Annotated in this window: 11 protein-coding genes; 7 read left to right on the plus strand and 4 right to left on the minus strand. The window is 74.3% G+C overall.

Annotated features, from left to right (window positions below; translation table 11 throughout):
• Positions 1–159 precede the first annotated feature (159 nt).
• The gene (locus ACZ7BZ_RS28210; protein ID WP_470360785.1) at positions 160–1,710 is read right to left on the minus strand and encodes an MFS transporter; all 1,551 of its coding nucleotides are present in this window, start codon (positions 1,708–1,710) and stop codon (positions 160–162) included.
• 400 nt (positions 1,711–2,110) lie between these two features.
• Between ACZ7BZ_RS28210 and ACZ7BZ_RS28215 the strand changes: the two genes are divergently transcribed.
• From ACZ7BZ_RS28215 to ACZ7BZ_RS28225, 3 genes are all read left to right on the plus strand, one after another.
• On the plus strand, positions 2,111–2,755 hold the full coding sequence (locus ACZ7BZ_RS28215; RefSeq protein ID WP_470360786.1) for a TetR-like C-terminal domain-containing protein: 645 nt from the start codon (positions 2,111–2,113) through the stop codon (positions 2,753–2,755).
• 253 nt (positions 2,756–3,008) lie between these two features.
• Complete coding sequence (locus tag ACZ7BZ_RS28220) at positions 3,009–3,707, plus strand: ribonuclease HII (protein WP_470360787.1); 699 nt, start codon at positions 3,009–3,011, stop codon at positions 3,705–3,707.
• 101 nt (positions 3,708–3,808) lie between these two features.
• Positions 3,809–4,492 carry a hypothetical protein gene (locus ACZ7BZ_RS28225; RefSeq protein WP_470360788.1) on the plus strand — a complete coding sequence of 228 codons (684 nt, stop codon included), beginning with the start codon at positions 3,809–3,811 and terminating at the stop codon, positions 4,490–4,492.
• Positions 4,493–4,662: 170 nt separating this feature from the next.
• Here ACZ7BZ_RS28225 and ACZ7BZ_RS28230 read toward each other — a convergent pair whose 3' ends face one another.
• Positions 4,663–5,379 carry a hypothetical protein gene (locus ACZ7BZ_RS28230; RefSeq protein ID WP_470360790.1) on the minus strand — a complete coding sequence of 239 codons (717 nt, stop codon included), beginning with the start codon at positions 5,377–5,379 and terminating at the stop codon, positions 4,663–4,665.
• A gap of 366 nt (positions 5,380–5,745) precedes the next feature.
• Complete coding sequence (locus ACZ7BZ_RS28235; protein ID WP_470360791.1) at positions 5,746–7,941, minus strand: RecQ family ATP-dependent DNA helicase; 2,196 nt, start codon at positions 7,939–7,941, stop codon at positions 5,746–5,748.
• 228 nt (positions 7,942–8,169) lie between these two features.
• Between ACZ7BZ_RS28235 and ACZ7BZ_RS28240 the strand changes: the two genes are divergently transcribed.
• Entirely contained in the window at positions 8,170–9,681 is a 1,512-nt protein-coding gene (locus ACZ7BZ_RS28240) for a DUF4192 domain-containing protein (protein ID WP_470360792.1), read from the plus strand.
• A gap of 31 nt (positions 9,682–9,712) precedes the next feature.
• Here the strand turns inward: ACZ7BZ_RS28240 and ACZ7BZ_RS28245 are convergent, their stop codons facing one another.
• Positions 9,713–11,026 carry an alpha/beta fold hydrolase gene (locus tag ACZ7BZ_RS28245; protein WP_470360793.1) on the minus strand — a complete coding sequence of 438 codons (1,314 nt, stop codon included), beginning with the start codon at positions 11,024–11,026 and terminating at the stop codon, positions 9,713–9,715.
• A gap of 735 nt (positions 11,027–11,761) precedes the next feature.
• On the opposite strand from ACZ7BZ_RS28245, the gene ACZ7BZ_RS28250 reads away from it, so the two are divergent.
• The 3 genes from ACZ7BZ_RS28250 to ACZ7BZ_RS28260 all read left to right on the plus strand — a co-directional run bounded on the left by ACZ7BZ_RS28250 (position 11,762) and on the right by ACZ7BZ_RS28260 (position 15,290).
• A complete protein-coding gene (locus ACZ7BZ_RS28250) occupies positions 11,762–13,885 on the plus strand; it encodes an amylo-alpha-1,6-glucosidase (RefSeq protein ID WP_470360824.1) in 2,124 nt (707 codons plus the stop codon).
• A gap of 164 nt (positions 13,886–14,049) precedes the next feature.
• Positions 14,050–14,808: an NUDIX hydrolase gene (locus tag ACZ7BZ_RS28255; protein ID WP_470360794.1), complete on the plus strand. Its 759-nt coding sequence runs from the start codon at positions 14,050–14,052 to the stop codon at positions 14,806–14,808.
• A gap of 194 nt (positions 14,809–15,002) precedes the next feature.
• Positions 15,003–15,290 (plus strand): hypothetical protein, encoded by a 288-nt coding sequence (locus tag ACZ7BZ_RS28260; protein ID WP_470360795.1) that lies wholly within the window; start codon positions 15,003–15,005, stop codon positions 15,288–15,290.
• Positions 15,291–15,424: the final 134 nt, after the last annotated feature.

Here is a 15,424-nt window from a genome sequence, read left to right on the forward strand (position 1 = left end):
CGGGGAGCCGGTAGCGGAAGCGTCGTGCGGGGCCGGGTGGCGCGTGGCCGGGGTGGTGCGAGGCCGGGGTGGCGCGGGGCCGGGGACGGGGAAGGGATCGGGCCGGCCGGGAGCGTGCTGCTCCCGGCCGGCCCGTGGCGGTTCCCGGTGCGGTGCGGGTCAGTGCATCGCGATGCCGGCGCTGTCGCCGCTCGGCAGGTCGCTGGCCTTCGCCTTGACCACGAACAGCGCGACCAGCAGGGCCACCCCGGCGAGCGCCGCACCCACGATGAAGCCGTGCGAGATCCCCTGGGCGAGCACCGAGTTGGCGGCGTCGGAACCCGGCGGGAAGTCGTGCTTCTCCTGGAAGTAGGCGAGCTGGTCCGGCGAGGCGGCCTTCATGAAACCGGGCACCTGCGCCTTGAACTCGGGCACGGCGTAGTGCGCGAAGACCGTGGTCAGGATCGACAGACCGAGCGAACCGCCGATCTGCTGCATCGAGTTGAGCAGGCCGGACGCGGCGCCGGTCTCCTCGCCGGGGACGCCCGCGACGGAGAGCAGCATCACCGGGACGAAGATCAGGCCCATGCCGAAGCCGAAGATCACCGTGGGGGCGAGCACGCCGTCCAGGTAGCCGCTGTCCTTGTGGATCTGGGTCAGCCAGGTGAGACCGATGGTGACCAGCAGCGCGCCGCCCGCCATGAACGGCTTCGGGCCGTACTTGGCCTGGAAGGCGGAGGCGATCTGAGCGGCGATGATGATCGACACGCTGATCGGCAGGAAGGACACGCCCGCCTTGAGCGGGCTGTACCCGAGCGGTCCCTGCACGAACAGGACCACGTAGAAGAAGATGCCGAACATGGCCGCGGCCAGGCAGAGCATCATCACCAGGCCGCCGGTGCGGTTGCGGTCGGCGAACAGGTGCAGCGGGGTGATCGGTTGGTCGGTGCGCCGCTCGATCACGACGAACGCGGCCAGCAGGATCACGCCGGCCGCGAAGGAACCGAGCGTCAGGCCGTCCGACCAGCCGTCCGAGGCGGCCCGGATGAAGCCGTAGACCAGGCCGACCAGGCCGAGGGTCGAGGTGAGCGCGCCGGGTATGTCGAACCGGCCCGCGTGCCGCTCGGACTCGGTGATGTAGCGCGGCGCGGCGATCGCGATCAGGACGGCGATCGGCACGTTGACGAAGAACACCCAGCGCCAGTCCAGGTACTCGGTGAGCAGGCCGCCGGCCAGCAGGCCGATCGCGGCGCCCGAACCGGCCACCGCCGAGAAGACGCCGAACGCCTTGTTGCGTTCCGGCCCCTCCTCGAAGTTGGTCGCGATCAGGGCGAAGGCGGTCGGTGAACAGATCGCGCCACCGATGCCCTGGAGCGCGCGGGCGGCCAGCAGCAGGCCGCTGTCCTGGGCGAAGCCGCCCAGTAGCGAGGCGAGGCCGAACAACAGGGTGCCGAAGATGAACACCCGGCGGCGGCCGAGGATGTCACCCGCGCGACCGCCGAGCAGCAGCAGCCCGCCGAAGGTCAGCGTGTAGGCGTTGATGACCCAGGACAGGTCGGTGGTGGAGAAGTTCAGCGCGTCCTTGATGCCCGGAAGTGCGATGTTCACGATGGTCGCGTCGAGCACCACCATGAGCTGAGTGGCCGCGATGACGGCCAGGGTGATGCCCTTCCCCCGGCTCTGGCCCCCCTTCGGTGGCGAGTTCTTGCTGAGAGTGTCGGAGATAGCCACGAATGTGCCCCCTGCTGGCTACGTGCTTGGGTGCTTGGGTCTTGGAGCCTCGGGCGTCCGGGATGCGGCGGATCCGCGGCCCGAACTGGCTGCTGCGCGATGGCGCGGGCTTAGAAGGAACGGTGCCGTTCACTAAGCTGGACGATATCCTGGGGTCGATAGTGAACGCAAGCGTTCCTTAAGGAGGGTGGCAATGGATCGGTTGATGCGGCGCTTTTCGGCGGACCGGACGCCCGGTCGGACGGCCGCCCGAGCGGCGGGCGTGAGTCCGCCGCCCCCGGCGCCGACGGAACCAGGGGCGTCCGGGGTGTCCGGGGGCACTGCCGGGATGTCCGGGGGTGCTGCCGGGCCGGGGACGCCTGGGAGGACCCCCGGGGTGGCGGGGCCCGAGGTGCTCCCGGTGGCGCCGTCGAAGGCCGGAGCCGAGCCCTGCTGTCCGGTGCGGGCGGCCCAGGAGGCGCTGACGCGTCCGGTGCGCCGTCGGGGGAAGGAGTTGGAGAACGCGATCTTCGAGGCCGCGCTCGACCAGCTCACCTCCGGCGGTTACGCGCGACTGACGATGGAGGGCGTCGCCGCTGCGGCGCGGACCGGGAAGGCCGCGCTCTACCGGCGCTGGGCGTCCAAGGTCGAACTCGTCATCGACGCCCTGGACTCCACTCTCCCACGCCCCTACGACATCCCCGATCTCGGGTCCGCCCGGGCCGAGTTGCTGCAGCTCATCGAGCTCTTCGCGGACGCGATCTGCTCCCGCGCGGGCGCCGCCCTGCATGCGCTGATGGCCGAACTCTCCCAACAGCAGGCCGAGGTGTTCAAGGACTTCATCGTGCAGCGGGTGATCGGACCGACCAAGGACACCGTCCTGGACATCCTCCGCCGCGGCGTCGAGCGCGGCGACGTCCGCCCGGACGCGGTCGCTCCGCTGGTCGCCGACGTCGTCCCGGCGATGCTGATGTTCCAGGTGAAGGTCTTCGACCGCGGGCTCGCCCCCGACTTCGCGGTCCGGCTGGTGGACGACGTGTTGGTGCCGATGATCCGGCGGCCGTAGCCGGGTGCGGGGTGAGTGCGGTGGGCGCGGGTCTGTGCGATGCGGGTGCGGGGTGGCGGCCAGGGGGCAGCTCCGGGGCGGCTCCGGGGCGACTCCGGGGTGGTTCGCGCCGGTCGGGATCGGGGTGTTGTCGGGGCGTTGTCGGGGCGCCCGTGAGCGGGCTTAGGCTGGAGGCTGCCCCCAGCGGAGTGGGCCGCCTCACCCGACCGGGCTGTTCCGCCCGACGGGGCTGTTTTGCCGAACGGAGTCCGTCATGCCCATCGTCCCGCCGACGCACTCCGTCGAACGCTCGCTCCGCCGGGCCGGCGCCAAGGTCGTGGTCGGGCTGGACGAGGTGGGCCGAGGCGCCTGGGCCGGGCCGGTCACCGTCGGCGCCGCCGTCACCGGCCTGCGCAAGCCGCCGGAGGGGCTCACCGACTCCAAGCTGCTCACCGTGCTGCGCCGGGAGGCACTCGCGCCGGTGCTCGCCGACTGGGTCACCGCGTACGCGCTCGGTCACGCCTCGTCGCAGGAGTGCGACGAGCTCGGTATGACGGCAGCCCTGCGCCTGGCCGCCGTCCGCGCGCTGGAGGCACTGCCGGTCGAGCCGGACGCGGTGATCCTGGACGGCAAGCACGACTACCTCGGCGGCCCCTGGCGGGTGCGCACGGTGATCAAGGGCGACCAGTCCTGCATCTGCGTCTCCGCCGCCTCGGTGCTCGCCAAGGTCCACCGCGACGGGCTGATGGCCCAACTCGGCGAGGCGTGCCCGGAATACGGCTTCGCGGACAATGCCGGCTATCCGTCCCCGGTGCACCGCGCCGCGCTTGAGGAGTTCGGCCCCACCGAGCACCACCGGCTCTCCTGGGCGTACTTGGACGCACTGCCCGAGTGGCGTCATCTGAAGCGCGGGCGGGACGTCGCCGGCACTGGGCAGGGGTCTGCCGACGAACAGTTGACGCTCGGTTTCTGACGGTCCGTCTGGAATTGCCCCGGGTGGGAGTCGCGGGTGCCCGGTGCCCAATGGGTGGGGTGCCCGTGCGCGTTCGACCGGCATTTGATAGATATCCGGGTATGCCTGTCTTCCCCGAGGAGCCGGAGATTCACGAGAGCCTCCCGGGCCCCGGCGTTCCCTTCCCCCGCGAGTCGGACGCACAAGCCCTCCACGCGCCTGCCAACGGCGGCGCACCCGCCACCGCACCCACCACCGTCGCCGCCGCACCGCTCCCGGTGCCCGGCCCGCGTCCGGCGCCGCCGCGACCGGCACCGCCGCGTGCCGACCGCCAGGGCCCGCCGCGCCTGATCCCCAAGCCCGGTCCGGCACCGCGCCGCCCGGCACCCGCCGCACCGCAGATCGAGGTCCAGCGCATCGCCGCCACCCCGGCCGAGGCACTGGACCGCGCCGGCGACGCGGTCGACCGGCTCCTGGACTCGGGCCGCAACCCGGGCGACATCCTGGTGCTGACCGTCGGCGGGCCGCACCCCTGGCAGCAGCACGAGCTCTCCTTCGGCGAGGATCGCTACTGGGCGCAACTCGCCGACGGCGGCGACGTGTTCTACGCCGACGCCGCGCTGACCAGGCCGGTCCGCCGTGAGGTGGTCGTCCTGGTGGTCAACGGCGGATCGCCCGCCCGGGCTGCTGAGGCGTACGCCGAGGCGCTCGGCCACGCGAACGCCCTGCTGGTGGTCTGCGGAGAGGCCGGCCCGGCTGCCTCGGGGGCGGCCGGCGCCGCACCGGGACGCCCGGTCAGGGCCTGACAGCCGTCCTCACTCCGGGTCCGGTGCCGGAACGGTGCCGGGCCCGGAGTCCGTCCGCAGTCCAACAGCGGTCCGTCCGCGGTCCGTTGCCCGTCGGCGGCTGCCGACCGACGCGTTCGGCCCCTGCTCCGGTCGGAACGCCCGTGCCCGTGACGGCCGTTCGGGGCCGCTCAGCGTGTGCCGGTGCGGCGGCTTGGTTCGATGGCCGTGACCCGAGCGGGGATCCACGGCGGCTCGGACTGCGGGGTGCGCTGGGGAGCGTCGACCCGCTTGGTCTGCTCGGCCGCCTGCTGCCGGGCGCGTCGGCGGCGCGGGGCGTCGAGCACCGGCCGCGGTGGCAGTTCCGTCACGGTGTGCACCGGCCCGTCCGCCCATGAACCCGCGTGCGGATTGCGTCCGCCCCTTCCGTCCCCGAGGATCTGCCAGCCCGTCGGCGTGAGCCCGATGTACGAGCCGCAGCGCAGTCCGTGGAGCCCGGCTGCGTCCCGCAGCGCCCACATCCAGGCGCCGTCCTGCTCCGTCCAGCCGGGCGCGCCGTCACGGCAGCGCAGCAGCACGGCCGTCCGGTTCGGCTCGGGCAGTCGCAGGTCGTGCGGGGTGATCCGGCGCAGGTGCGCCAGCAGGGCGTTCCGGTGCTGCCAGCCGTCGGTGTCGTGGGGCCAGGGCGTGAACGAGGCCGAGGCGGTGACGTGGTGGAGCGCGTCCAGGACTGCCACCACGACCGTGCCCGGCTGGGGCAGGTGGCGCTGGTGCAGTTCCTGGACGAACTCGCGCGGATCGCGCAGCAACGGGATCCCCGAGGCGGTCCAGGTCTCCAGGTCCAGCAGCCGTCTGGGCGCCGAACTCCCGGAGAGGGGATGCTGACCTCGGCCGATACCGTTGATCACGATCCTCCTTCCTGGCCCGCGGGCAGGCGGGTGCCTGGGTACGCCGAAGGGCAGGTCCAGTGGACCGGATTTCGGGTACTACCCAATTCTCGGGGCAACGGGGCCGGAGCGGCAACGATGAAATGATGAACGCCACCCGATAGCCCATGTTCTGCCGGATATGTTCCACTGCGGCCCGAGTGGGGTTCAACTGCCGTTCGACCTTGATCCACACTGGGTGAAGGGCATGGTGGGCCGTCATCGACATGGTGAGCACTCCTTTCTCGGGTCGGATCTGCGACGTGATCGAAATCGCCCTGTCGACTCCTTTCTGTTAGGCCATTCGAGTGAAGGTGGTCCCGGGTGCGGCGGCCGTCCGCCGCAGACTCACCCCTGCACGGCCAGGACCAGCGGCAGCACCGCGCCGGCTCCCGCCCGGCGCAGCAGCCGGGCCGCCACGGTGACCGTCCACCCCGAGTCCACGAGGTCGTCCACCAGCAGAACAGGCCCGCCCGCCGCCGCCACCGCCTGTTCAAGCTCCGGCGGCAGGACCAGCGCCCCGGCCAGCGAGTGCAGTCGCTGGGCGCTGTTGCTGCGGGCCCCGTGCGGGGGCTGCCCGCCCGCGTACTCGATCCGGCCGAGCAGCGGCAGCCGCCCGATCTCGGCGATCCGCGCACCGAGGCTGCCGACCAACTGGGGGCGGGACGAGGACGCCATGGTCACCACGCCGACCGGCCGCTCCAACCGGGTGCCCTCCGCCGTCGCGGGCCCGGCCCAGCCGCCCGGGCCGCGTGCCCAGTCGGCCAGCACCGCCACCAGCGCGTCCACCGCCTCGCCGGGCACCGGAACGTCCGGCGCCTGCTCGGCGAGCAGAGTGCGCAGCCGGTTGCCCCAGCCGATGTCGGACAGCCGGCCGAGCGCCCGGCCGGTCTCCGCCTGCTCGCCGACCGGGATCCGGCCCTTCAACGGCACCCCGAGCGCGTCCATCCCGGTCGGCCAGAGCCGGCGCGGCTCGAAGCTCACGCCCGGGCGGCCGAGCGCGGCCCGGGCCGCGGCCAGCGTCTCGGCGGAGACCTCCGGGGTGTGCAGCGGGCCCGCGCAGTTGTCGCAGCGCCCGCACGGCACGGCCTGTTCGTCGTCCAGCTGGCGGCGCAGGAACTCCATCCGGCAGCCGGTGGCCGCCGCATAGTCGCGCATCGCCCGCTGTTCCGCCTCCCGGGAGGCGGCGACCTTGGCGTAGCGGGCGGTGTCGTACGCCCAGCTCTGCCCGGTGGCCGTCCAGCCGCCCTTGACCCGGCGGACGGCGCCGTCCACGTCCAGCACCTTTAGCATGGTCTCCAGCCGGGCCCGGCGCAGGTCCACCCGGGGTTCCAGTGCGGCGGTGGAGAGCGGGCGGCCGGCCTCGGCGAGCGCGTCGATGGTGCGCCGCACCTGTTCCTCCGGCGGGAAGGCGAGCGAGGCGAAGTAGCGCCAGATCGCCTCGTCCTCGCGCCCGGGCAGCAGGAGCACCTCGGCCCGGTCCACGCCGCGGCCGGCCCGGCCGACCTGCTGGTAGTAGGCGATCGGCGAACTGGGCGAGCCCAGGTGGACGACGAAGCCGAGGTCGGGCTTGTCGAAGCCCATGCCGAGTGCGGAGGTGGCGACCAGCGCCTTGACCCGGTTGGCCAGCAGATCGGCCTCGGCGGTGCGGCGCTCGGCGTCCTCGGTGCGGCCGGAGTAGGAGGCCACCGGGAAGCCGCGTTCGCGCAGGAAGGCCGTCACCTCCTCGGCGGCGGCCACCGTCAGGGTGTAGACGATGCCCGAGCCGGGCAGCCGGTCGAGGTGGTCGGCCAGCCAGGCGAGCCGGTGCGCCGGGTCGGGCAGGGCGAGCACGCCCAGGGTGAGGCTCTCCCGGTCGAGGGGACCGCGCAGCACCAGGGCGTGCTCGTCGGTGGTTCCGGTGCCGAGCTGCTCGGCGACGTCCGCGGTGACCCGGGCGTTGGCGGTGGCGGTGGTGGCCAGTACCGGGACGCGCGGCGGCAGGTCGGCGAGCATGGTGCGCAGTCGGCGGTAGTCGGGGCGGAAGTCGTGGCCCCAGTCGGAGATGCAGTGGGCCTCGTCGACCACCAGCAGGCCGGTGGAGGCGGCCAGCTTGGGCAGCACCTGGTCGCGGAAGTCCGGGTTGTTCAGTCGCTCGGGGCTGACCAGCAGGACGTCGACCTTCCCGGCGGCGACCTCGGCCTGGACCTCGTCCCACTCCTCGGTGTTGGCCGAGTTGATGGTCCGGGCGTGGATGCCGGCCCGGGCCGCCGACTCGACCTGGTTGCGCATCAGGGCGAGCAGGGGGGAGACGATCACGGTCGGCCCGGCGCCGCGGGCGCGGAGCAGTGCGGTGGCGATGAAGTAGACCGCGGACTTACCCCAGCCGGTGCGCTGGACGACCAGGGCGCGGCGGTGGTCGACCACGAGGGCCTCGATGGCCGTCCACTGGTCCTCGCGCAGGCTGGCGGCGGGGCCGGCGAGCTCGCGCAGGACGGCCTCGGCCCGCGCCCGGACCTCGGCGCGGTCGGCGGTGGCGGTGGTGTGGATGTCGGGCTGCTTCATGGCGTCGATGTAACCCCATGGCGCCGACAAGGGGCGAATGCGGTCCGGCCGGCGAAGCGGAAGACGGAGTGTATTTCATCCGTCGATCCGCTGAACGGTCGCCAAAATCCACTCTCTGGGGCGAGTGTCGCGTGCGCCGAATGAGCGAACGGAAATTCGGAGGCCGAGTTATCCACAGGAAAAAGGAAAGTTCCGGAGTCGTCATCGGATAGCGCGCACTGTTGCGCCATGAACGCGATGAACAACGAACACGTCATCCTGTCCCTGGGCCCGGCTTCCGAGCAGCGGCCCGTCGTTATGCAAGGTCCGGCCGACATGGCCGAACTGTTGCCCTACCTCCTGGGGTTCTACCCCGACGACAGCATCGTCGCGGTCGGCCTCCAGGGCCCCGACCTGCACCAGGGCGGGGTCATCCGGGCGGACATCCCGGTCTCGTCCGCGGAGTGGTCGGCCGCGGCGGAGGAGACGGCCGCCCTGCTGGTCGCCCTCTCCGAGCGGCACGGCAGTCGGCCGCTCGAAGTGCTCCTCTACCTCTGCCAGGACCCGGACACGGCGCACGCCCCGCCGACGGTCGAGGGCTTGCGGCCGCTCGCCGACCACCTGCGTGCGGCCTTCGGGCGCAGGGGAGTGGCGATCAAGGAGTCGCTGTGCGTCTCGGAAGGCCGCTGGTGGTCCTTCCTCTGCCGCAGGGAGGGCTGCTGCGATCCGGCGGGCAACCCGGTGCGCCGAGGGCCCGACCCGGGGCCGGCGGCCGCCGCCGCGACGGTGGCCGGCCTGGTGCCGCGCGGCAGCCGGAGGGCGATCGTCGGTGGCCTGGCCCCGGTCGGCCCGCCGGAGGACTCCGCGCAGCGGGAGGCACTGGCCCGCGCCGAGCCCCTCGCGGGGGCGGTCTCCCGGGAGCAGGGCCTCGATCTGCTGGAGCAGGTCTTCGCCGAGTTCGCGGCCGGTGCCCGGGAACTCGACGAGGAGCGAACGGCCCGGCTGCTGTTCGCCCTCCGGGACCGCCTCACCCGGGACCGCGGCGTCGAGTACGTCCGTCCCGCCGAGCTCGCGCCCGCCGAGCGGCTCTGGCGCTTCCTCGCCCGGCGCGCCGTACCGCCGTACGAGGGCTGTGCGGTGGCCCCGCTGACCTTGCTGGCCTGGGCATCCTGGGTCGCGGGCGACACGGCCACCGCCCGGGTGGTGCTCGGTCACGTCCTTCGGCTCTCCCCGGGCTACCTGCTGGCCGAGTTGCTGTACGAATCGATGAACGACGGCATGACACCCGGGCCGCTGCTGACCGCGGTCGAGGCCCAGCGGCGGCGACGCGAGGAGCGCACGGCCACCTCGCAGCCCGGGGCCGGGCCCACGCCCGCGACCGACGGCGAGCCGGGGCCGGCGCCTGGGCCCGAGCAGGCCCCGGGCGGCTCACCCGGGGAGCAGCCCCGACCGGCAGGTGGGGCACGCCGACGGCGGCGGGGCGGCCGCCGGAAGGCCGCGGTTCCGGGAGCGTCCCCGGCCGACCGCGGCGCCGACGGGCCCGGTGACCCCGGCGAGCCGAAGCCGGACGCCGGCGACCCCGGACCGGTCGCCCTGCGCCCGGCCACCGGGCACGGTCCGGTCGCCGGAGCACGGTCCGCTCGGGGTGTGCGCCTCGGCCGGGCGGGGTCCTGCGCCCCGGCCGTCCTCCGGTCCGGCACCGGCCTCCACCGGTGCCGGGGCAGTCGGCAGGCGGCGAGGGGGTCCCACCGTGCGCACTGAGCCACTCGCCGACCCACCGGCAGGGAGGTCGCTATGCCTCGCCGTGCGCCATCTTGATCAGCCGGTCCAGCACTTTGCCTTCGCTGACCCGCAGGCCGTCGTGCTCCCACTCGTTGGTGATCCAGACCCGCAGGCCGCGCACCGCGCGGGCGGTCTCCAGCGAGTCGGCAGTGTCCACGTACATGTCGTCGTGGTACACCGCCGCCACGACGGGCACGGCGTTGGTGGCCAGGCGCGCCGGGTCGTAGAGGTCGGGCCAGTCGGTGCGGGCGGCGAGCAGGTCCGCGGTCTCCTTCAGCGGGCGCAGCGCCGGGTCGGTGTCGAACATCCAGGGGTAGATCATCTCCCCGGTGAACAGCACCGGTGCGTCGGACGCCAGTGCCGCCCGTGCGTCGAACTGCGGGAACTCCTTGCGGACCCGCTCGGCCGACCAGCCGGTGCCACCCTGGTCCACCGAGCGCTGGCCGTAGATCGACTCGTGCAGCACGGCGTACAGAGGGCCCTCGGCGAAGGACAGCTTGGCCTGGACACCGGCCAGGAACGTGTCCGAGAGCTCGGCCCCGGCCGGGCCCTCCACCCAGGCCTCCTCCAGCAGGTAGTGCAGGGCCCCGGAGCCGCTGCCGCCGCCGAGCATCATCCCGAGCACCTGGAAGGCCTCGACGGTGAGCTGTCCGCCGTCGGGCAGCGTGGCGGGGGAGTCGGCGAGGTGGGCGGCGATCCGCCGCACGGCCTCGACGTCCTGGGGGAAGCGGGTGTAGTGGTCCTCGTTCTTGCGGACGACACGCGGGTAGGCGGCGCGGTAGACGTCGTCGGCGGAACTGCCGAGGCCGGAGAGACCGCCGGTGATGAAGGCCTCGGCCAGGCCCTCGGGGGCGATGGAGAGGTAGGTGAGGGTGCAGAAGCCGCCGAAGCTCTGGCCGAGCACGCTCCAGCGCCGGTCGGCGCCGAGCAGCCGTTGGCGGATCAGCTCGGCGTCCCGGACGATCGAGTCCGCGCGGAAGTTGGCCAGGTAGTCCGCCTGCGCCTGCGGGCCGCCGCGTCGGGCGAGGGTCTGCCGGGTCGCGGGCGTGGACCGTCCGGTGCCGCGCTGGTCCAGCAGCAGCACCCGGTAGTCGTCCAGGGCACGATCCAGCCAGGCGTCCCGGCCCAGCGGGCGGGCGGCCTTGCCGCCGGGCCCGCCCTGAAGGAAGAGCAGCCAGGGCAGGTCGTCCCGCTGACGGCCCGAAGCCACCACCTCGCGGGCGTACACCTCGATCTGCTCGCCCTCCGGCGCGGAGTGGTCGAGTGGGACCTGGAAGACGTGGTCGGTCGTGACAATCCCGGGCAGCCGGCTGATGGTGGACATGCAACTCCTCGGTCTCTGCTGGTCACAGCGGGTGCGTCGCGGTTCACGGGGTCACCGGGTACGGGCGCCGCGACCCCCGCACCGTATCCTGGCGGCGGTCGAGCACCGGTTCGATTGCCCCAGTCCGCCGGGCCGGGCAGCCGATCGCGACCTCGACCGGGCATCGGCTTCAGCGGTGCCGGAGTCGGGCTCAGGCCCCGGACGTGCCAGGGCCCTGGCGAAGCCTTCCGTGACGGCCTGGCGGAGGCGGCCCGACCGCCTGACGACCCGAGCGCGACCAGGGGCGGGGACGGCGGGCGTGACCTGGCGGCGGTTCGCGGCGTTCACTCCGGGGGCCCTGCGCCCGAACGGTGCCCGGCCGCAGCCCGGTTCCAGGCGGCCGTCAGGCGGCGCGGACCGGCCGGGCACGACAGGCCGGGCACGACCGCCGGTCCGTCGGGCGCGGGCCGCGAAGGCAGGGCGCCACGGGCGGGGCGAACCGGCAGGCCCGGAGCGCCGGGCCTGCCGACGTGAGGTGCCGAGCACGACGAGGTGCCCGGCGTGAAAGGCGCGGCGTGCCGGTACCGGCCCGGTACCGCACACCGCATGGCACGGCCCGCCGCCGGGTACGGCCAGCACGGCAGCCGACGGGACAGACCCCGTCGGCCAGGCACCAGCACGCGATCGAGCATGCTCGCGGCCCACCGGCCTGACCGGCCACCGGACCGCCGAGGGGAGGAGAGTCCGGTGACCGCCATGAGGCCACTACAGGCCATGCCGGCCGAGAGCGTGGTCGGCGCGCCCAGACCGGTCGGCCGTCCCGACCAGGCCCCGGCAGTCGGGCCCGCAGGCGCACCCGTCGGCCCCGGACGGCCTGCGGCCCCGCCGCGCCCCCAGCCCCCCGCCGTCCACCACGCGGTGCTCTGCGTCAACGCCCCCGCGATGGCCGCCTCCGGCCCGGACGGCCAGCTGCGCGGCCACGGCCTGCACGGCTTCTACCGCAACGGGGTCCGGGTGCTGGCCCGGATGGAGCTTCGGCTCGGCGGCATGGAGCCGCTGCCGCTCCAGGGCACCTTGACCAGCACCGCCCAGGCCCGCTTCCTCGGCTCCGTCCGCGTCCCTGGCGACCTCGACCCGGACCCGGCGCTCACCGTCGAACGGCTGCGCCACGCGGACGGCGTGGAGACGATCACGGTGCGCAACACCGGTGCCCGGCCCGCCCGGCTGCCGCTGGAGGTCGCCCTGGGCACCGACCTCGGCCCGGTGGCCGAGATCGCCGCCGGGCACCGCTCGCCCGACCTGCCCGGCCAGGTGCAGTCCGCCGGGCTGCGCTGGTCGGGTCCCGCGCACAGCGCCGTGGTCAGCGCCAAGCCCTCCCCGCACGCCGTCCTGGCGGGGGCCGGGGTCCTCCGCTGGGACTTGGAGGTCCAGCCGGGCGCCCGCTGGTCGGTCGAGCTGCGCGCCGAACTGGAGAGTGCCCCGAGCGGCCCGCGCCCGCCCGGTGGGCGCGGCACGGGTGTCCCGCTGCCCTGGACGGAACCCGAGGTGCGCAGCGACGACCCGCGCGCCGCCCCGCTGGTCGATCGTTCCCTGGACGCCCTCGGCGGGCTGCTGTTCGCCGACCCGGACCGCCCCACCGACCTCTACCCGGCCTCCGGTGCGCCCTGGCGCTTCGGCCTCGCCCCGGCCGACGCGCTCTGGGCCGCCCGGCTGACCCTCCCGCTGGGCACCCGGCTCGCGGTCGGCACCCTGCGTGCGCTGGCCCGCCGTCAGCAACTCGCCTCCGCCCCCGGTCGCACCGAGGGTCTGCTGCCCGGTGGCCTGCGGCACGGCGGCCCCGAACTGCCGCCCACCTGCACGGCCACCGAGGCCACCCTGCTGTTCGTCACCGTGCTCGCCGAGGCCTGGCGCTGGGGCTTGCCGCGGGCTGAGGTCGCCGAACTGCTCCCGGCCGCCGAGCGGGCTCTGGCCGCCCTGCGGGAGGGCCTGGTCGACGGCTTCGTCACCGACCTGAGCCGCCCTGTCGCGGACCGCGGCGCCCACCCGGTCGCCGCCCGGGTCGAGGTCCAGGCGCAGGCCCACCGGGCGGCCCTGCACGGTGCCGAGTTGCTGGAGGCCTTCGCCAGGCCGGGAGCCGGGGAGTGGCGGAGCTGGGCGGCCGACCTGCGCGGGCGCTTCCGCGAGCGGTTCTGGATCGACGACCTCTCCGGCGGCCGCCCCGCCGCCGGGCTGGCCCCCGGCGGCCAACCGCTGCCCGCGGTCGCCTCCTCCCTGGTGCACCTGCTCGACACCGGGCTCGCCGCCGACGGCGGGCGGCACGAGAGCCTGCTGGACCGCGAACACACCCGGCTGTTCGCCCAGCGCCTGGTCGCGCCCGAGCTGGACAGCGGTTGGGGTCTGCGGACCCTCAGCGCCAAGTCGCCCCGCTTCAACCCGCTGGGCCACCGCGGTGGCGCGGTGCGGATCCACGAGACCGCGCTGGCGATCGCCGGCCTCGCCGAGGCCGGCCACGAGAACGAGGCCGGCACCCTGCTGGAGGGCCTGCTCGCCGCCTCCGCCCACTTCGAGTCACGGCTGCCCGAGATGTACGCGGGGGAGCAGCGCATCCCCGGCTGCCCACCGGTGCCGCACCCTGCGGCCTGCCGCCCGGCGGCGGTCTCCGCGGCCGGGGCCGTCCACGCGGTGTTCGCGCTCGCCGGAGTCCGGCCGGACGTCCCGGGCGGCCGCGTCCTGGTCCGCCCGGCGAGCACCGCTCCGCTCGGCGAACTCGAACTGACCGGCCTGCGGGTGGCGGGCGAGCCCTTCTCGGTCCGGGTGAGCCGGATCGGGGTGGCGATGGTGGAGGAGGCTTCTGCGGACCTGCAACTGGTCGCCCGCTGACACCGGACCGGGCAGCGCCTGCCGGCAGCCCGCCCGCGCACACCCCGGCTGCCCCAGAGCCGATCGCCCGTGCGCGAATCGTGCCGGGCGGCCACGGCCCCCACGGGCGCGCGCTCCCGTACGGGCCTGTGCTTATCGTCAGAGAGACGACTATGATCGTCGCCATGTCGCGCTACGATCCGTCGGCCTTCCCCCCGTTCGCTGTCACGGTTGACCTGGTGGTTCTGACGGTGCGCGACCACTCGCTCTGCGCCCTCCTGGTCAGACGGGGTGAGCCGCCCTACCAGGGGTACTGGGCGCTGCCCGGTGGCTTCGTCCGCCCGGATGAGGGCCTGGCCGAGGCGGCCTCCCGCGAGCTGGCCGAGGAGACCGGGCTGCGCGCCCACTCCGCCCCCGGCCACGAGGCGGTGGGCCCCGGCGCGGCCGGTGCCCACCTGGAGCAGCTCGCCACCTACGGCCACCCGCAGCGCGACCCCCGGATGCGCGTGGTCAGCGTGGCCTACCTGGTGCTCGCCCCGGACCTCCCCACCCCCCGGGCCGGCGGCGACGCCAGCGGCGCCCGCTGGGCCCCGGTCAGCGAACTCCTCGCCGAGAGCCCGACCGACGGGGTGCCGCTCGCCTTCGATCACGGCCTGATCCTGGCTGACGGCGTGGAACGCGCCCGTTCCAAGATCGAGTACTCCTCCCTGGCCACCGCCTTCTGCCCGACCGAGTTCACCGTGGGCGAGCTGCGCCGGGTCTACGAGGCCGTCTGGGGTGTCGCCCTCGACCCGCGCAACTTCCACCGCAAGGTCACCGGCACCCCCGGCTTCCTGCTGCCCTCCGGCGGCACGACCACCCGTCAGGGTGGTCGCCCGGCCCAGCTCTTCACCGCCGGCGGCGCGACCGTCCTCAACCCGCCCATGCTCCGCCCCGACTCCTGAACACCCCCGACTCCTGAACACCCCCGACTCCTGAACACCCCCGACTCCCGAGTACCCCGGGCAGCCCCGGACAGCCGCCCGCACGGAACGCCGAACGGCCCCGGCCCGGAGGCCGACGCGGCGCCCCCGACGCACAGTGTCGGTGGACGCTTCGGTCGCCGGGCCGAAGGCCTTCGGACCCTGGGAGCTCTGTGATGGACGCCGACGACCTGTGCGCCAATCAGCGGGACGGCCTCGTGAAGCTGGTGGCGGCCTCCAAGAGCCTCACCACGACGACCGACAGGACCGAGAAGCAGTTGGCCGCCTTGAAGGCCGCGCACGGCGACCCGGCGACGATCGCCTCCGTGCAGGAGAGGCTGGATGCCGAACAGGAGCAGCTGGCCCAGATCGCCCTGGAGGGCAAGGTCGCCGCCGAGGAGTTCCAGCGGCAGTGCGCCGGCGAGCCGCTCCCGCCGGGTGCCGCGGCTTTCCTGACGACATAGGCCGGCCCCGGCGCCTGGCCGGAAACCGGGGTGGTGCCGACGGCGCGTCGGAGCGGCGGCGCCCGTGAATCGCAGGATCGGATTGTCCCCTGATCGGGTGAGGCGAGCGGGTGGCGGGCCCGTGGCGGTTCGGT

The organism is Kitasatospora sp. NPDC036934 (genome assembly GCF_055608425.1).